Source organism: Ruegeria sp. H6 (assembly GCF_056532975.1).
Window position 1 is genome coordinate 166,734 of record NZ_JBQFOA010000006.1, and the last position, 18,485, is coordinate 185,218.

Consider the following 18,485-nt stretch of genomic DNA (forward strand, 5'->3'; position numbering starts at 1 on the left):
GTTATTCCTCCTTCAAGGGGCGATTGAGCAGAGCTTCAATCGCGTCAGTTACACTGTAAGTTCCTTTGCTCAGCTCGGCCACAGCCGCACTGATCGGCATCTCCAACCCTTCGACTTTCGCGATGTCGGTTACCGCCTGAGCGGTCGCCACGCCCTCAACAGTCGTGGTGCGGTCGAATGATTTATTTAGACCCAAACTCAGGCCAAAACGGTAGTTTCGTGACAGCTCGGAAGAGCATGTCAGGACAAGATCACCCAGGCCGGACAGCCCCATCAGGGTTTCGGGCAAAGCCCCGTGTGCTGCCGCAAATCGCTGCATTTCCGCAAATCCGCGCGTCATCAACGCGGCGCGGGCGCTGTCGCCTAACCCCGCCCCCATACAAGCGCCGCAGGCGATGGCCATAACATTTTTCAGCGCCCCGCCCAGTTCTGCCCCGGTCGTGTCGGTCGTTCGATACAGACGAAGCGCAGATGTGGTCAGCGCCGCTTGCAAATCCTGCCCCAAATCCGACTTGTCGCAGGCCAGGGTCAGGGCCGTGGGCAGGCCCCGCGCAATGTCATCGGCGAAACTGGGACCGGTCAGCAGGGCAGGGTGCGCGTCCGGGACAACTTGCCGAATAACGGCAATCGGACCAAGCCCGCTCGACAACTCGATCCCTTTGCAGCAGGCAACCAGTGTTTTGCCCGACAACACAGCCGCATTGTCCTGCAAGGCCGCACGCAGTTTCTGCATCGGAACGGCCAGCAGGATAGCCTCGGACCGGCAGGCCACCTGGATGTCCGACGTGACAGAGAGCGCATCGGGCAGTGTAACTCCGGCCAACCGTGCTGCGTTCTGGCGCGATGCCCGCATTTCATCCGCGCGGGCCGCATCCCGTGCCCACAGCATGACAGGGCCATTTCCGGCCAGCGAGATTGCCAGCGCAGTGCCAAACGCCCCTGCGCCCAGTACCGAAACACTCATGCCTTGGCCCCCTTTTTGCCACCGCCCAGCATCGCGGGGCTGGTCTGGTCCAATGGCCAGCGTGGTCGGGCCGTCAGGGTCAGATCATCTTGTTTCCCGTCGCGAAAACGCTCGATCCCGGCATAAGCGATCATGGCGGCGTTGTCGGTGCATAAGGCCAGCGGAGGCGCTGTAAACTGTGCACTGTTTTCGGCACAAACAGTCTCTAACGCGGTCCGAATGGCCGAATTTGCAGCTACGCCGCCCGCCACGGCCACCACCGGCTTCGCAGGGTCCAACGCCAAGTAATGCGCGATCGCGCGGCGCGTTTTCTCGGCCAGCGTAGCAACCACCGCCTGTTGGAACCCGGCGCACAGATCGGCGCGGTCCTGTCGGGTGAGCCCGCCTTTTTCCGCAACAACCTGATCGCGCATGCGCATCAATGCGGTCTTCAGACCCGAAAACGACAGATCGCATCCGGGCCGGTCCAGCAGGGGCCGGGGAAAGCGGAACCGGCTGGGATCGCCCGCGCGCGCCTCAGCCTCGACCGCGGGGCCGCCAGGTTGGGGCAGGCCAAGCAAGCGGGCGGTTTTGTCGAACGCTTCGCCGGGCGCGTCATCGATGGTGCCGCCCAGGCGGGTAAACTCTTCGGGCCCATGCGCGATCAGGTATTGGCAATGCCCGCCCGACACCAAAAGCATCAGATAGGGAAAGGGGATGTCATCGGTCAATCGCGGCGTCAGCGCATGGCCGGCCAGATGATTGACCCCAACCAGTGGCAGGCCGGTTGCCGCGCTGATCCCCTTGGCGCACATCACGCCGGACATGACCCCGCCGATCAGGCCGGGCCCGGCAGTTACGGCGACGGCATCCATATCCTGCAGGGTCAGCCTGGCTTCGCCCAGCGCCTGAACCACGCAGCCATCTAGTTTCTCGGCATGGGCGCGGGCTGCGATTTCTGGCACGACGCCGCCATAGCTGCTGTGCAAATCCGTCTGGCCATAAACGACCGAAGACAGGATCTGTGCCGTTTGCCCGGGGACATGGCGCACCACGGCGGCGGCGGTGTCGTCACAGCTGCTTTCCAACCCCAAAACGGTAAGTGTTTGCACCATCGGCCTGATCCGTTGCATCATGATCTTACGGCGGGGTATCACCCTGCGCGCGAGCAAACAATCCTTGTGGCCCGAGGCATCGAACCTTGTATTTGTTGATGACCCGCCCCCGCGCCGCCTCGCAGAGGTTTGTCGCGCAGTTGCCGACCCGCACGATAAACCGGGTCACGCCGCTGTTTTCCCCATTGCTGGAAATCCGACCGCTCAGTGTTCAGGTCGATACAGATGGGATGAAGGGCCTGATTTTTACATCGGCAAATGCGGTGAATGCGGCGGTTTCGATGAATGTGGACCAATCCATACCGGCCTATTGCGTCGGCCCCGCGACCACCGGCACCGCAAAAGGATCCGGCTGGGATGCGCAAATGGTTGGCGGCACAGCGGAAGAACTGGTGGCGAACCTGCTGCAACTCCGGCCAGACAGCCCTTTGCTGCATCTCAGGGGGGAACACAGCCGCGGTAACGTAGCCGAACGGTTGACCGAGCTTGGGATCACAACGCAGGAGCAGCCTGTATACCAACAACGCCTGTTGCCATTGACCGAGGACGCACAGAGCGTCGCCAACGGGACACAGCCGGTGATCGTGCCCTTGTTTTCGCCACGCACGGCGCGACAATTTGCCGATGTCTGGACCGGCTCGGCCCCGCTGTGGCTGATCGCGATCAGCGAGGCGACGGCGGAGCCCCTTAAATCATTGGACTATACGCGCCTGAAAATCGTCAAGGAACCGACGCCCAAGAAAATGCGCAAGGCCGTTAAAAAGCTTGTGAAACACGCGTTCCGGGTTGAGGGCACGCCGGGGGCAGACTAACTTGGTACCGTTCGCATTTCAGGTTCTTTCAGATTCGATAAGGGGAAACGACGGTGGCGGGTGACAAGAAAACCGATCAAGAGCCGGTAGAAGACCCCAAATCAGAAGACATGATCGAAGAGGGGGACACCCAGGATCGGGTGGAGTCCGACGCGGCAGAGCTTGACGTGGAAGACACCGCGGACGAGGTCTCTTCCGAAGCCGAAGCCGAAGCCGAAGCCGAAGCCGAAGCCGAAGCCGAAGCCGAAGCCGAAGCCGAAGCCGAAGCCGAAGCCGAAGCCGAAGCCGAAATGGCGAACGTCCATGTCGCGGAACCGGCACCGACCCAGCAAAGTTTGACCGAGCAGGCAGATGAAAAGCGCGGTGGCTTTGTGCCGGCCCTGTTGGGCGGCGCGATTGCCGCGGCGGTTGGGTTTGCGTTGGGGCAAAGCGGAGTGTTGTCTTCGGGCAGTTCTGACACCACCGAAGCGATGCAAGCGCTGGAAGCCAAGTTGACGGATCAGGCCGACCAGATCGCAAAGCTGACGCAAACACTGTCCAACAGCCCCGACGTATCTGGCCTATCGGATCAGATCACCACCTTGTCGGATAAGCTGGCACCGGTTGAGGCCGACTTGAATGCGGTCAAGACCAGCGTGTCGTCGCTTAGTGCGTCTGTTGAGCCGCTGGCCGGTCGACTGGCTGATCTGGAAAAGCGCCCGGTTGAGGCCAGCGTGTCACCCGATGTAACTGCCGCCTTTGATGCCGAGATGAAAAAGCTGCAGGACTCGTTGGCCGCCCAGCGCGCCGAGGTGGAAAAAATGGTGGCCGACGCGCAAGCGCTTGAGGCGAAAGCCGCCGCTGAATCCAGGGCGGCTGCAAATGCCGCGATACTGTCCCGACTTCGCACGCAACTGGCCGCGGGCCAGCCCTATGAAGAGCTTGTTTCTCAGCTCCAGGCAGGTGGCGTGGAAATTCCTGACGCGTTGTCCGCATCGGCCAAAGAGGGTGTCGCGTCCCTGACCGATCTCAGCACCTCTTTTGCCCCCGCCGCGCGCACGGCGCTGGCGGATGCGCGTGATGCTGACAAGGGAACGGGCCTTTTGGCATTTCTCGAACGTCAAACCGGTGCCCGGTCTGTGACCCCGCAGGATGGTGACGACCCGGACGCGATCCTGTCACGTGCGCAGGCGGCTTTGTCGGATGGGGATCTGTCCACGGTGCTGAGTGAGCTTAAATCATTGCCCGAGGCGGCGCAGACCGCCATGGCCGAATGGGAGCAGGCGGCCCAAACCCGATTGACTGCGGTTGAGGCCGCAAATGCGCTTGGCACAAGCGCGAACTCGAACTGAAGGACCTGCCATGCTCTGGTCATTGTTAAAGATCCTTGTTTTTGTTGCCATTATTGGCCTGCTTGCCATGGGTGCCGGATACCTGATGGAATCCAGCGGTGGCGTTCAGGTGACCGTTGCGGGTACGGAATACACGCTGGGGCCATTGCAATCGGTGATCGCGCTGGGCGTTTTGGTGCTTGCTGTCTGGCTGTTCTTCAAATTACTCAACCTACTGATCGCAACGCTCAAATTCCTCAATGGGGATGAGACGGCGCTGTCGCGTTACTTTGACCGCTCGCGCGAACAGCGCGGATATCAGGCGCTGGCTGATGGTTTGATGGCGCTGGCCTCGGGCGAAGGGCGCGCCGCCATGACCAAGGCCAACAAGGCCGAAAAGTTGTTGAACAAGCCCGAGTTGACCAATCTGCTGGTGGCACAGGCGGCCGAGATGACGGGCGACACAAAAAAGGCGTCTGACACCTACAAAAAGCTGGTGACAAACAATGCAACCCGTTTTGTCGGTGTGCGTGGGATCATGAAGCAGAAGTTGGCCGAAGGCGATGATGAAACCGCCCGTAAGCTGGCCGAAAAGGCGCTGGCGCTGAAGCCGCGGCATGAGGAAACGCAGGACGTTCTGCTGAATCTGCAGACCAAGGCACAGGATTGGGCGGGCGCGCGGTCAACGCTGACGTCGAAACTGAAGGCGGGGTATCTGCCGCGCGATGTGTTCAAGCGCCGCGATGCGATCCTGGCCCTGTCCGAAGCCAAGGGCATTCTGGACGAAGATGCCTCGGTCGAGCAACAGGAACGCGCGATTGAGGCGAACCGCCTGTCGCCCGATCTGGTCCCTGCCGCTGCCATGGCGGCCCGCGCCTATATCGCCAAAGACAAGCCGCGCGCTGCCACCAAGATCCTGAAAAAGGCGTGGGAGGTTCAGCCTCATCCCGATCTCGCCCATGCTTTTGCGGAAATCGCGCCGGATGAAAGCCCGGCGGATCGGATCAAGCGCTTTGCCGCGCTGACGCGGGTTCACCCGGAAAACATGGAAACCCGGTTGATCCTGGCCGAGCTGAATATTGTGGCCGAAGACTTCCCCGAAGCGCGCCGGGCGCTGGGCGATGTGGTGGAAACAAGTGCGGATGCGCGGGCCTATACGTTGATGGCTGCGATCGAACGGGGTGAGGGTGCCTCGGACGCGGTTGTTCAGGGCTGGCTGGCCCGGGCGCTGAATGCGCCGCGTGGACCGCAATGGGTCTGTGACAACTGCCATGACATTCAGGCCGAATGGGCGCCCGTTTGTCAGAACTGCGGCAGCTTCGATACGCTCAGTTGGCAGACACCGCAAACGCCCGAAATCGCCAGTGCAACCGGCGTACACATGCTGCCGCTGATCGTTGGTGCGCTGGAAGACAAGGCGGATGAACCTGTCGAAGAGCCTGAGATGCCAGAGCAGGACGGCGCCGAGGTGATCGAACTGGACGTGGAACCGGTCGAGGAAAAGGCCGAGAAACAAGCCTGACATACCGGGCAGCGGATGATTGTCGCGATCTGTTCCGTTTGCTAACGTCGACCGCACGTCGGGGAGGGCGTGCAGACCCATATGTTGGACTATTCGCATAACGGCTGGCTTGTGGCCGCGTCGCTTGCTGTGGCGCTTATGGCCGGGTTCACCGGGCTCTACCTGACGCATGGGGCGTCGAAACTGGATGTGCGGCAACGCAAGCTGGTGGTGGCCTTAGCGGCCGTCGTGCTGGGCGGCGGCATCTGGTCGATGCATTTCGTGGCCATGCTGGGGCTGCAGCTGCCCATCCTGTTCTACTATGACGCGCTGATTACCCTGATGTCGGCGCTGGTTGCGATCCTCATGGTCGGGCTGGCGCTGTTGTTGCTGCACTTTCGACCTCGAACCGCGCCGACCGTGATTGGTGCGGGGGTCATCGTCGGGCTGGGCATTGTGGTGATGCATTATGTCGGCATGGCGGGGATGCAGCTGTGCCGTCCTGTCAACAACGCGCTGGACATCGCTCTTTCGACATTGGCATCGGTTGTGCTGTCGGTGGCGGCCATCTGGGTGGCTTATGGCAACCGCACGCAGCGAAATATCCTTTTGGGCACGGCCTGCTTTGGTCTTGCGGTCTTTACCATGCATTTTGTCGCCACCAACCTGACCGATTTTGTGGCCAGCGATACGGCTGGCGGTGCGGGTCCGGCATTGGACAATCAGGTGCTGGCGATGGGTGTGACCGTCGCCGTGTTTCTGATTTGCGGCGCGTTTCTTCTGACCGGGATCACCTTTATCGAGCCCAAAGCCGCGCTTGCGCCCGCTACCAATTCGACGCCGCCAACGGAACCATCCACGATGCGCGCCGGAATTCCCTTTGAGAGGGAAGGCCAAACGTTCTTTGCAGATCCCGCTCAGATCGCGGCCATTCGGGCTGAGGGACACTATACGGTTCTCTACATGGGGGCTGAGAAACTCTTTTGCCCCTGGTCCATCACCGAAGCCGAAAAGAGGTTGATCCCCGAGGGGTTTTTGCGCGCGCATCGCAGCTATCTTTTGAACCCGCGACATGTCTCGGGGTTCGAGCGGCACAAGGATAACGGGACCTGCTATTTCGACGATGTCGAGGCGCTGAGCAAAGTCCCGGTCAGCCGGTCCCGCCTGACGGACATTCGCGAGGCGCTGGGCCTCTGATCGCAACTCGTGCAGCCCATTCGCATTTCGTGAAACAGGCTGCGCCCCCCGTTTTCCTTGGCTGGATCGGTTGATCCCTGCGCCCTTTGATCCTTCGTGGAAACCCCAGGCACTTTGCTCGGACCCAGGGAGGAAAAACATGATACCAGCCGGTTTTGAGTATCACCGGCCAGGCGACATCGCCTCGGCCATTGGCATTTTGCAAGAACACGGAGATGAGGCGCGCGTGATCGCGGGCGGGCACAGCCTGATCCCGATGATGAAGCTGCGCATGGCCGAGATGGGCCATCTGGTCGACCTGCAGGCCATTGAGGAGCTCAAGGGCATCGGTGTCGGGTCTGACACCGTCACCTTGGGCGCGATGGTCACGCAGCACGAGTTGATCACCCATGACGGGTTGGCCGCTGCCGTCCCGCTGATCCGAGAGGCAGCGCTGCAAATCGCGGATCCTCAGGTCCGGTACATGGGCACTGTGGGCGGCAACGTTGCCAATGGAGATCCGGGCAATGACATGCCGGGGTTGATGCAATGCCTGAACGCGACGTTTGATTTGTCCGGTCCGGATGGCGCGCGCAGCGTTGCCGCACGTGACTTTTATGAAGCCGCCTATTTCACCGCGCGTGAAGACGAAGAAATCCTGACACGGATTTCGATCCCTGTTCCCGGCGCAGGCGTTGGTCAGGCCTATGAGAAACAGAAACGCAAGATCGGCGATTATGCCACCGCTGCGGCTGCAGTGATGGTGGGCAATGGCACGGCTTCGGTCGCGATGACCAATCTGGCCGACACGCCGATCTGGTCCGAAGACGCCGGCACCGCTTTGGCGGGTGGCGATGTCGATGGCTGTGTGGCTGCGATGCTCGATGCGATTGATCCGGTCGCCGACAATCGTGGCCCTGTCGAATTCAAGAAACATGTGGCCAGCGTCATGCTGCGCCGCGCCATCGACCGCGCGCTAAGCCGCGCGGGTTGAGGAGGGATTACCCATGTCGAAAATGCACGTCAAACTCACCGTGAACGGCAAAGAGGTCGAAGGTCTGGCCGAGCCGCGCACGTTGCTCATTCACTTCCTGCGGGAAGATCTGAAAATCACCGGCCCTCATATCGGGTGCGAAACCAGCCATTGCGGCGCCTGCACCGTGGATATCGATGGCAAGTCCGTCAAATCCTGCACCACCTTCGTGGCGCAGGTGAACGGGGCCGATATCACCACGGTCGAAGGGTTGACCAATGACGACGGCAGCCTTGGTGTGTTGCAGGAAATGTTCCGTGAACATCACGGACTGCAGTGCGGCTTCTGCACGCCGGGCATGATCACCCGCGCGCATCGCTTGCTACAGGAAAACCCGAACCCGACCGAGGAAGACATCCGTTTCGGCATGGCCGGGAACCTCTGCCGCTGCACTGGCTATCAGAACATCGTCAAGGCGATCTCAGCCTCGGCTGACATGCTGAACGCTCAGAAGGAGGCTGCGGAATGAACGACCAGACAATGACCCCCGAAGAACGCGCCGCCAATCTCAAAGGCATGGGTAGCTCGCGCAAACGCGTCGAGGATGTGCGCTTTACCCAAGGCAAGGGCAATTATGTCGATGACATCAAGCTGGACGGGATGCTGTTCGGCGACTTTGTGCGCTCCCCCTACGCACATGCCCGCGTCAAATCCGTGAACAAAGAGGCCGCATTGGCGCTGCCCGGTGTGATCGCTGTTCTGACGGCTGAGGATCTGTCTCCGCTGGGCCTGCACTGGATGCCGACCTTGGCCGGTGACAAACAGATGGTTCTGGCCGACGGCAAGGTACTGTTCCAGGGCCAGGAGGTCGCGTTTGTCGTGGCCGAAGACCGGTACATTGCGGCGGATGCCGTGGAACTGGTCGAGGTGGATTATGAAGAGCTTCCGGTCATCACCGACCCGTTCGAGGCGCTGAAATCCGATGTGGTCCTGCGTGAAGATCTTGAAGGCCAGACCGAAGGCGCGCACGGGCCGCGCAAGCATCACAACCATATCTTCACCTGGGAACAGGGCGACAAAGACGCGACCGAGGCCATTCTGGCCGAAGCTGACGTAGTCGCCGAGGAGATGGTCTATTACCACCGCACTCATCCCTGCCCGCTGGAAACCTGCGGGTCCGTGGCCAGCATGGACAAGGTGACGGGCAAGCTGACGCTGTATGGCACGTTTCAGGCCCCGCATGCGATCCGTACGGTTGTGTCGCTGATTTCGGGCATTGCCGAACACAATATCCGCGTGATCAGTCCTGATATCGGTGGCGGGTTCGGCAACAAGGTCGGGGCTTATGCGGGCTATGTTTGCTCGGTTGTGGCGTCGATTGTCACCGGCAAGCCAGTGAAATGGGTCGAGGACCGGATGGAGAATCTGATGTCCACCGCCTTTGCCCGCGACTACTGGATGCAGGGTAAGATCGCGGCCACCAAGGATGGCAAGATCACCGGGCTGTGGTGCCACACTACTGCGGACCATGGCGGCTTTGACGCCTGTGCTGACCCGACCAAGTTCCCGGCAGGCTTCATGAACATTTGCACCGGGTCGTATGACATCCCCACCGCTTATCTGGCCGTGGATGGTGTCTATACCAACAAGGCTCCGGGCGGGGTGGCCTATCGCTGTTCCTTCCGTGTGACCGAGGCGGCCTATTTCATCGAGCGCATGATCGAGGTTCTGGCCATCAAGCTGAACATGGACGCCGCCGAGCTGCGCCGGATCAACTTCATCAAGGCCGATCAGTTCCCATATCAGTCCGCACTGGGTTGGGAGTATGACTCGGGCGAATATCACACCGCCTGGGACAAGGCGCTGAAGGCTGTCGATTACGACGGTCTGCGCGCCGAACAGGCGCAGCGGGTCGAGGATTTCAAGGCTGGCAAAACCCGCAAGCTGCTGGGCATTGGTCTGACGCATTTCACCGAAATCGTGGGTGCCGGGCCAGTGAAGAACTGCGATATCCTCGGGCTGGGTATGTTCGACAGCTGCGAAATTCGCATCCACCCGACTGGGTCGGCTATTGCGCGATTGGGGACGATCTCTCAGGGTCAGGGTCACGCCACGACCTTTGCGCAGATCATCGCCAGCGAGATCGGCCTGCCTGCAGATGACATCACGTTGGAGGAAGGCGACACGGATACAGCGCCTTATGGGCTAGGGACCTATGGATCTCGATCCACGCCTGTGGCTGGTGCGGCAACGGCAATGGCCGCGCGCAAAATCCGTGCCAAGGCGCAGATGATTGCGGCCTATCTGCTGGAGGTCCACGACGACGATGTCGAATGGGATGTGGATCGCTTTGCGGTCAAAGGTGCGCCCGAGCGGTTCAAGACCATGAAGGAAATCGCCTTTGCAGCCTATAATCAGGCGATCCCGGGGCTGGAACCCGGGCTGGAGGCGGTCAGCTACTATGACCCGCCGAATATGACCTACCCGTTCGGGGCCTATATCTGCGTCATGGAGATCGACGTGGATACCGGCGAGTGGGACGTTCGGAAATTCTATGCGCTGGACGATTGCGGCACCCGGATCAACCCGATGATCATCGACGGGCAGGTGCATGGCGGCGTGACCGAAGCGTTGGCCATCGCGATGGGGCAAGAGATTGCCTATGACGAAATGGGCAATGTCAAAACCGGCACGCTGATGGATTTCTTTCTGCCGACCGCGTGGGAGACGCCGAACTATATCACCGACTATACGGTGACGCCCTCGCCCCACCATCCGATTGGTGCGAAGGGTGTTGGTGAGAGCCCCAATGTTGGGGGCGTGCCCTGTTTCTCGAACGCGGTGCATGATGCGTTCCGGCCCTTTGGGCTGGTGCAGAGCCATATGCCGCATGACCATTGGCGGATCTGGAAGATTGCCAATGGGCTGGGGATGCATGGGTGATTGGTCTCGGACCGGTTTTGGCCGGTCCGAGCGAACGGAGGGGGCCAGCCCCCTCGCAACCTCCCCCAGGATATTTTTAGCCAGATGAAGAATGGATCCTGGTTTTGACTTTGAGTGACGTGCAGAACGGGTTGGCCGCGCAGGGCTATGTTGCCGATGATCGGTTGGCGATGGCGTTGCATCTGGCGCAGGCTTTGGGGCGGCCTTTGCTGTTGGAAGGGCCCGCAGGGGTGGGCAAGACCGAGGTGGCAAAGGCAATGGCGGCGTGGCGTGATACCCGCTTGATCCGGTTGCAGTGCTATGAGGGGCTGGATGCGTCTCATGCGATTTATGAGTGGAACTATCAGCGGCAATTGCTGGCGGTCAGGGCAAGCGAGGCGCAGGGCGGTGTTGGTGAGGCGCAGTTGTTTTCCGATGCGTATTTGCTGAAACGTCCCTTGTTAGAGGCTATTTCCGAGGACAAGCCGCCTGTTCTTTTGATAGATGAGATTGATCGGGCGGATGAGGAGTTTGAAGCGTATTTGCTGGAAATCCTGTCCGACTTTCAGATCACCATCCCCGAACTTGGGACGGTCACGGCGAAAGCGCGACCTGTTGTGATCCTGACAGCCAACGGGACACGCGATCTGTCGGACGCGTTGCGGCGGCGGTGTTTGTACAGTTTCCTCAACTACCCCTCGCGTGAATCCGAGATGGCCATTCTGAAGGCGCGGATGCCCGAGGTTGAGGGGTTGTTGGCGCGGCAGATCATCGGCGTCGTACAGGCGCTGCGCAGTGAGGATCTGGAGAAAACGCCGGGTATTGCCGAGATGCTGGATTGGGCGGCTGCGCTGTCTGGATTGGGTGTGAACGATCTGGCGCAATCCCGGGAGGCGGTTCAGGCGACCCTGGTCTGTTTGTTGAAAACCGCCGCTGACTATGATGCGGCCCCACCCGAGCTGCTGGATCGCTTGATCGGAAAGGTGGCGTGATGCAAGTGACGCGCTTTCCCTCTCGCGCAGCTGGCCTGGCTGATCGGATGTCGGGGTTCATGGCGCATCTGCGCATGAATGGTATGCGCGTAGGCGTGAGCGAAACCGGAGACGCCCTGGCCGCTTTGTCGGAGGTCGAGGCCACGGATGTCGCCCAAGCCCGGCAGGCATTGTGTGCCCTCTTGGCCGGGGATGCAGATGACTGGCGGCGCTTTGACGAATTGTTCGACGCATATTGGTTCAATGCGGGCAAGCACCGCAGCGGTGTGGCTCAGAACGCCCATGTCCGCGTGCAATCGGCAAAACCGATGATCTGGCAAACCCGGGATCAAGCCGTTCAAGAGGATGGCGCGGGTCCGGATCAATCAGCGACCACTCCGGATACCGGAGAGGGTGAGGCCGAAGGAACAGATGGCAAGTTGATTGCGACCCGAACGGCCAATCTGAGCCGGCGGGACCTGCGCGAATTGATGGATGAACAGAGCCTAAAACAGGCGGAAGTGGCTGCAACGCGGATTGCACGCGCTATTCGCGATCGGCGATCCCGGCGGCGTAAACAAGCCGCCAGAGGACCTGCGCTGGACATGCGGCGCATTCAAAGGGCCAGCCTGTCTCGGGGTGGCGAGCCGATGGACCTGTTTCGAAAAGCGCGCCCCCCGCGTCCGATGCGAATCGTCGCCTTGTGCGATGTCAGCGGGTCGATGACCGTTTATTCGCGCGTGTTTCTGGCCTTTCTCAAAGGGCTGATCGGCAGCGGGTCCGAGGCGGATGCCTATCTGTTTCACACGCGGTTGATGCGCGTGACCGATGCGTTGCGCGACCACGATTCGATCCGGGCGGCGGGACGGCTGTCGCTGATGGCCGAAGGTTTCGGGGGCGGCACCGATATCTCCGGGAGTCTTGAACGTTTCGTCGCGGGCTATGGCGCAAGGGCGCTGAACGGGCGTACCATCGTTCTGATCTTGTCGGACGGGTATTGCAGCTCTGACCCGCAGGCTTTGGGCCATGTATTGGCCCGGCTGCAACGCAAGGCCCGCCGTGTCGTCTGGTTGAACCCGCTGAAAGGGTGGAAAAACTATGAGCCGGTGGCCGCCGCCATGCAGGCTGCGCTGCCGCATCTGGATGCCCACCTGCCCGCGAACACTCTGGACGCTTTGGCGGCGCTTGAGCCCGAATTCCGCAAGTTGTGAAAGGTACAGCCATGCCCGGTTTCGACATATTCGACACGATCGACACATTGCGCGAAAAAGGCGAGAGCTTTTGTGTCGCCACGGTGTTGCGCACGGCGGATGCGACCTCGGCCAAAGCCGGGGCAAAAGCAGCTATCACCCGGGGTGGTGACATCCTGGGGCATCTTGGCGGGGCCTGCGTTCAGCGGGCGGTGCGAAAATCTGCAGATCAGGCTCTAACAAGCGGCGAACCGCAGCTGATCAGCATCAAACCCTCACACAAGGTGGTGGCCATGTCGGATACGGATGGGGTTCAAACCTACAAAAGCGGCTGTCCGTCAGGGGGAACGGTGGATCTGCTGGTCGAGCCATATCAACAAGCGCCGCGTCTGATGATTTTTGGCGAGACACCCATCGCATCGGCGCTTGCCGCCCATGCGAGCCTTGCGGGGTTCCGCGTCTGCCTGCCCGAGGGGTCCGAAGGTCCGGATCATATCCCATTCGATCCCACCGATCTGACCGCATTTAACATCGAGGCGCGGGATTTTGTGGTTGTTGCCTCTCAGGGCAATTCGGACAGCACGGCGTTGAAGGCAGCGCTTGCGTCGCCTGCGCGGCGTGTTTCGATGGTTGCCAGTCGACGCAAGGCGCAGGTTTTGTGCGACAAGCTGATCGAACAGGGGGCCGAGCCCGCTCAGGTGGCGCGGCTGAAAGCCCCGGCAGGGCTGCATATTCACGCTGTTGACCCGCATGAGATCGCGCTGTCGATTCTGGCCGAGATCGTCAAATGGCGAAACACTGACAAGAACACGGAGACGCTCAATGATGAAAAAATGGCGTGAGCGGTTGCGGGCCTTCTGGCCAGCGCGACCTGAAATGTCTACCAAAGAAGCGACGGAAGAGGCGCTTCGCGTGTATCCGAGATGTTGTTAAACAAGGAAAATCCCAATGGAACTAACCGATGAAATCCGCATCTCCGCACCGCGAGACGTCGTGTATGAAGCGCTCAACAATCCCGAAGTGCTGCGCGATTGCATTCCCGGCTGTGAAGAGCTGACGCAATCCGCACCCGGCCAGCTTGAGGCGAAGGTCGTGCTCAAGATCGGGCCAGTCAAAGCGAAATTTGCGGGTGAAGTAACGCTGGATACCTCGAACGCTCCGAATGGCTTTACCCTGACCGGTGAGGGCAAAGGCGGCGCTGCAGGGTTTGCCAAGGGCGGCGCCGATGTCACCCTGACCGAAGAAGGCGCCGAAACCGTTTTGGCCTATACGGCAAAGGTTGATGTGGGTGGCAAGATCGCCCAGTTGGGCAGCCGGCTGATCGCCGGGACGGCCAAGAAACTGTCCGGCAAGTTCTTTACCAAGTTCGGCGAAATCGTCTCGGAACAGGCGGCAGGCTGATTTTGACTGGGCCTCGGGCCAACCCGACGGTTTCACATTGACGCACGGGCCTTTGCACGCGATCAAAAGACCGACCTGCGGACCCCTTTCCGCAGGCGGAGACCCGCATGACCCACGACGCGCAGCAAATCGAGGCACTTGAGGCACGGCTACGCCAGACCCCAAACGACATGCAGGCCCTGCGTCGGTTGGTGACACGGCTGGACCAAATGCCGCCTGACTTTGCGGGCGACGGTCGGTTTACAGCCGCTCAGCGGTTAATCGCGAACAGTTTGCCAGAGGATTGGCAGCTGGCTTTTCTGCATGGGAACACGGCCGCAGAAAGCTATGGGGAATGGCAGGGTGCGTTGCGCAAGGCGGGGATCAAGCGAGCCGTTCCCATCGGTCAGATCTTTGCCGGGCGCACGATGACGATCAAGGGCACCCACGCGCATTGTGGTGAGCGGCTGAAGTTCTTCGCACAAACCGGCGCGATCTCTGCACTGTGCAACGATTGCTACAAGGTTCAGATCCTGCCGAACAACCTGGAGGCCCTGATCCGGGTCTATTTCTTGCTGATCAATCTGAGGCTGCCGAATGACAACGCCCGGAAATGCATGATCGAACTGCGTGACGGGATCAAATACCCCTACAAAGCCTATATCTACTGCGAAAGTATCCCTGAGGTTCAGGAGTGTCTGGCAGCGTTTCAACGCGCACAGGCCGAGGTTGGGATTGCGGGCGTCCGCTCACAGATTTCGCATGGATGTTCGGAATATTCTCAGGCCTATCCGGCGTTCAAGTTTGACGAACATTCACGCGATGCGTTTCGGGCGCCATCAGAATGGGCAAAGATCGAGCGGGAGTATTTTGGGAAAATCGCCCTCACCCCACCCAAACGCACCGATAACAGCAAACCGCTGATCAGCCTAAGGGACGTATTCGCGTTTCGAACATGGGCCAAATACGCCGAACTTATCGGCGACCCCAGCGCTGAAAGGTTCAAAAACCCCACCGCCCCCGATTTGCCACCCGTCTTCCTGCAGCGCGTGACCGCACAGGCCGCCAAGCGGCGGGACGAGCTTGCCGAATTGGTGTCTTAGGCGGGCCCTCTGCCGAAGGGTAAATTGCGTGGCGTATCGAATATTGATGCGTTTCAACAACTTGCATGTCGCTGTATTTGCCGCCATTCTCGGTAGGTACCAGACAGATGCGTCCAAAAGGGGCAAAGAATGCTGATTACGCTTGTTGCTTGCATGCGTAACGAGGCGGCGGTGCTGCCGGAATGGATCGCTTACCATCGCGCTATTGGCGTCACGGATTTCGTTGTATTTACAAATGATTGTGAGGATGGCACCGACCTGATGCTTGATCGCCTTGCCGAGTTTGGTGGCGTGCATCATGTGCCCAACCCCCGGCAAGGCAAGAAGACGGTACAATGGAAGGCGCTCAACCGGGCGAGGCATCATCCGGCTGTCAAAAAGGCGGATTGGCTTGGTGTATTGGATGCGGATGAATATCTCGTAATTCATCCGGGCGAAGGAAAACTCCAGGATCTGATCGCGTCTGACCCGGATGCTGCCGGGTTCATCTTGTCTTGGCGGATGTTTGGCTGCTCGGGCTTTTCGGCCCCCTTAGCGGATATGCGCCTGACCACCCGGTTCACGCGGGCCGCGCCGGACCGGATGCTTTGGCCCTGGCGATCTGTTCAACATAAATGTCTGTGGCGAAACAACGGGCGTTACAAAAAACTGGGCGTCCACCGTCCTTTGGAACCCACCTCGGAAGCTCGGGATGAATATTGGGTGGATGACCGCGGCCAACGGCAGCCTCCGCCAAAAGCCACAGTAAGCCTGCATGATCAGCCGCGATACGGGCTGGCACAGATCAACCACTATGCGCTTGGCTCTTATAGCGATTTTCTGCTGAAACAGGAACGCGGGCGCCCCAACCGCAGCGATCTGCCAATTGATATTGACTATTGGATCGAGCGGGATTTCAACGATGTTGAAGACCAGAGTATTTTGCGCTTTTCAGATGCGATAGAAGACGGCATTGCCTCAATGATGACAGATACGAAACTGCGAGAGCTTTACGAGCAGGGTCTTGCGTGGAAGCAATCGCGGATTTCTAAACTTAGCGAAACGCCGGAGGGGTTTCAGACTTTGCAACTGCTCGAACATCTGGGTCAGGGCAAAAGCCTTCCTCTGGCCAGACAGCGCCAGCTGTTGCATGCGTTCATGGCCCTTCGGCGAAAAGAACTGGCCCTGGATGAGGAGCAAACCGTTGGAAGGGCTGGCGACCTTGCTTAAGTTGGATGCCTGAGCAAAGGAATAGGTTTTGACGGACCCGGCTATTCTTACCGAATTGCGCGATCGAAAAAGTCGGCACGGGACAGTGTTGGCGGTTTCGATGATGAAAGATGAGGCAACCTATCTGCTGGAATGGGTCGCGCATCATCTTGCGGTCGGGTTTACGGATTTGCTGGTCTATACCAATGACTGCACCGACGGAACGGTCGAGATGCTGCAAAGGCTTGAGGAACTTGGCCTGGGCTATCATCGCGAGAACAAGATCCCCAAGAACATCAAACCTCAACCCTCGGCCATCAAACACGCGCAGAAAGAGCCGATCGTCGGCGCGGCCGATTGGGTGATGTTGTTTGATGCAGACGAATACCTGTCGATCAACCACCCTTCCGGGGAATTGGACGGTTTGTTGGATGATGTTGTTGCCAAAGGCGCCAATGGTCTGGTCGTCACCTGGCGGGTATTTGGCTCTGGCGGGGTTGTTGATTGGTCACGCGAGCCTGTAACGGAACAATATCAAAGGGCGGCCCCGCCCCTGTGGAACAAGGGATGGGGTGTAAAGACGCTGTTCAAGTTCGATCCGGAGTATTGGAAGCTTGGAATTCACCGGCCCAAGATCAAACGCAAGCACATAGAAAAAGGATTCGCCGACAAAGTCCATTGGCTGAACGGCTCTGGCCAGCCTATGGAGGAGTATTTCAAATTCCGTGGCTGGCGCTCTATCCGTCGCACGGTCGGGTACGATTGGGCGCAGTTGAATCATTACGCGGTGAAGTCGGTTGATGCGTATGCGGTTCGAAAGTTTCGCGGCAACGTCAACAACAAGAAAGACAAATACAACGCTGACTATTGGTCGCTGCAGGACCGCAACGAAGTTCAGGATCGTTCGATCTTGCGGCACGCCCCGCGCCGTGCCCAGATCATGGCCGGACTGCTGCAGGATCCGGTCTTGTCAGACTTGCATGAAAACGCCCTGGCGCGGGTCGAGGCCCGCTTGAACGCGTTCCGGTCGACCGATGCATATGAGGCTTTGAAGTCCAGCCTTGTTGAGGCAAGCGCTGTTCCGATCACCAAAGTCGACGCCAAACCACCGAAAGCGCGCGATCCTGCCAAGATCGCTGCGCGCATGAGCAAGGTCGAAAAGCAGACATTGCAGCATTCGGAACACACAAGGAAAGCCCCCACATTCATCCGGCAAAGTTGGGCTGGCGAAAGCTTGTATGTGGATCAGCGCATTGATTTGTCCGAAGACATCGACCTGGAATGGGTAGACAATCAAGGGCTGCAATTGCCGGTCGATCCGCGCATTTTTTCGCCATCGGGGCTCGAAGGGGTCGTGTCCGGCAAATTCGACCGCCGCAACGCGCGCAATATCTCGACCTACTATGCCGACAGCTCTCGCATTCTGGACGTCGGGGCAGGCGTGGGTTTTGTGGCTATGAAGGCTTTGTCAGCGGGGCATCCGGCCATCGTGATGGCCCATGACGAGAGAAAGGGCATGGACGCCGCCGCCCGTTTGATTGCCCAAAAAAACGGCTTTTTCGATTCCTCTCGCTTTAAATATGTAAGCGGGCCGCTTCAGTTTGACGACAGCGGCGAGGCCCCCGGGCTTGTCGCACTTCTGAACGATTTCTCACCGGATACGCTGCGGCTGGGCGAGGTCGGAGTACCAATTTCAACGCTGATCGGATCGATCCCGGGCAGCCTCAAACGCATTGTGGTCCCTTTTCACAGCGAAGAGGCCGCCACAGAATGGCGGCACCACGCGGCCGAGTTTTTGAAAGCAGAAGCCTTTGAAGAAAAGCCGGACCACGCCGCAGGCGGATCGCTGCTGTTCTGCCGTTCGTGATTAAGGCTGAGGTCAAGCCGGTCAACTTGTCTGA

General features: G+C 59.6%; 16 protein-coding genes. 14 read left to right on the forward strand and 2 right to left on the reverse strand.

The genetic code is table 11. From position 1 onward, the window contains the following. Position 1: 1 nt before the first annotated feature. Both ACR0AG_RS12840 and tsaD read right to left on the reverse strand, forming a co-directional pair. Positions 2 to 964 carry an NAD(P)H-dependent glycerol-3-phosphate dehydrogenase gene (locus ACR0AG_RS12840; protein WP_480839417.1) on the reverse strand — a complete coding sequence of 321 codons (963 nt, stop codon included), beginning with the start codon at positions 962 to 964 and terminating at the stop codon, positions 2 to 4. Further along, positions 961 to 2,058: a tRNA (adenosine(37)-N6)-threonylcarbamoyltransferase complex transferase subunit TsaD gene (tsaD, locus tag ACR0AG_RS12845; protein WP_480839500.1), complete on the reverse strand. Its 1,098-nt coding sequence runs from the start codon at positions 2,056 to 2,058 to the stop codon at positions 961 to 963. The genes ACR0AG_RS12840 and tsaD overlap by 4 nt, the downstream gene beginning before the upstream one ends. A 98-nt stretch (positions 2,059 to 2,156) precedes the next feature. Here tsaD and ACR0AG_RS12850 point away from each other — a divergent pair, with 98 nt between their 5' ends. From ACR0AG_RS12850 to ACR0AG_RS12915, 14 genes are all read left to right on the forward strand, one after another. Beyond that, on the forward strand, positions 2,157 to 2,870 hold the full coding sequence (locus tag ACR0AG_RS12850) for a uroporphyrinogen-III synthase (RefSeq protein WP_480839419.1): 714 nt from the start codon (positions 2,157 to 2,159) through the stop codon (positions 2,868 to 2,870). A 53-nt stretch (positions 2,871 to 2,923) separates the two neighbouring features. Further along, on the forward strand, positions 2,924 to 4,201 hold the full coding sequence (locus ACR0AG_RS12855) for a COG4223 family protein (protein ID WP_480839421.1): 1,278 nt from the start codon (positions 2,924 to 2,926) through the stop codon (positions 4,199 to 4,201). A 10-nt stretch (positions 4,202 to 4,211) separates the two neighbouring features. Beyond that, positions 4,212 to 5,702, forward strand: coding sequence for a heme biosynthesis HemY N-terminal domain-containing protein (locus ACR0AG_RS12860; RefSeq protein WP_480839423.1), 1,491 nt, complete (start codon positions 4,212 to 4,214; stop codon positions 5,700 to 5,702). Positions 5,703 to 5,783: 81 nt separating this feature from the next. Further along, complete coding sequence (locus tag ACR0AG_RS12865; protein ID WP_480839502.1) at positions 5,784 to 6,878, forward strand: MHYT domain-containing protein; 1,095 nt, start codon at positions 5,784 to 5,786, stop codon at positions 6,876 to 6,878. Between the two features lie 139 nt (positions 6,879 to 7,017). Continuing rightward, complete coding sequence (locus ACR0AG_RS12870; RefSeq protein ID WP_480839425.1) at positions 7,018 to 7,851, forward strand: FAD binding domain-containing protein; 834 nt, start codon at positions 7,018 to 7,020, stop codon at positions 7,849 to 7,851. Positions 7,852 to 7,864: 13 nt separating this feature from the next. Beyond that, positions 7,865 to 8,359, forward strand: a complete 495-nt coding sequence (locus ACR0AG_RS12875) for a (2Fe-2S)-binding protein (RefSeq protein WP_170473684.1) — start codon at positions 7,865 to 7,867, stop codon at positions 8,357 to 8,359. Beyond that, positions 8,356 to 10,773 (forward strand): aerobic carbon-monoxide dehydrogenase large subunit, encoded by a 2,418-nt coding sequence (locus tag ACR0AG_RS12880; RefSeq protein ID WP_480839427.1) that lies wholly within the window; start codon positions 8,356 to 8,358, stop codon positions 10,771 to 10,773. Before ACR0AG_RS12875 ends, ACR0AG_RS12880 begins: the two co-directional genes overlap by 4 nt. Positions 10,774 to 10,877: 104 nt before the next feature. Continuing rightward, complete coding sequence (locus tag ACR0AG_RS12885) at positions 10,878 to 11,744, forward strand: AAA family ATPase (RefSeq protein ID WP_480839429.1); 867 nt, start codon at positions 10,878 to 10,880, stop codon at positions 11,742 to 11,744. Then, complete coding sequence (locus ACR0AG_RS12890) at positions 11,744 to 12,934, forward strand: vWA domain-containing protein (RefSeq protein ID WP_480839431.1); 1,191 nt, start codon at positions 11,744 to 11,746, stop codon at positions 12,932 to 12,934. Before ACR0AG_RS12885 ends, ACR0AG_RS12890 begins: the two co-directional genes overlap by 1 nt. Positions 12,935 to 12,945: 11 nt before the next feature. After that, on the forward strand, positions 12,946 to 13,755 hold the full coding sequence (locus ACR0AG_RS12895) for an XdhC family protein (protein WP_480839433.1): 810 nt from the start codon (positions 12,946 to 12,948) through the stop codon (positions 13,753 to 13,755). A 106-nt stretch (positions 13,756 to 13,861) separates the two neighbouring features. Next, complete coding sequence (locus ACR0AG_RS12900; protein ID WP_480839435.1) at positions 13,862 to 14,314, forward strand: SRPBCC family protein; 453 nt, start codon at positions 13,862 to 13,864, stop codon at positions 14,312 to 14,314. A 107-nt stretch (positions 14,315 to 14,421) separates the two neighbouring features. Then, positions 14,422 to 15,396, forward strand: a complete 975-nt coding sequence (locus ACR0AG_RS12905; protein ID WP_480839437.1) for a hypothetical protein — start codon at positions 14,422 to 14,424, stop codon at positions 15,394 to 15,396. Between the two features lie 129 nt (positions 15,397 to 15,525). Next, positions 15,526 to 16,605, forward strand: a complete 1,080-nt coding sequence (locus ACR0AG_RS12910; RefSeq protein WP_480839439.1) for a glycosyltransferase family 2 protein — start codon at positions 15,526 to 15,528, stop codon at positions 16,603 to 16,605. 103 nt (positions 16,606 to 16,708) lie between these two features. Beyond that, a complete protein-coding gene (locus ACR0AG_RS12915; protein ID WP_480839441.1) occupies positions 16,709 to 18,451 on the forward strand; it encodes a glycosyltransferase family 2 protein in 1,743 nt (580 codons plus the stop codon). The last annotated feature ends 34 nt before the right edge of the window (positions 18,452 to 18,485 follow it).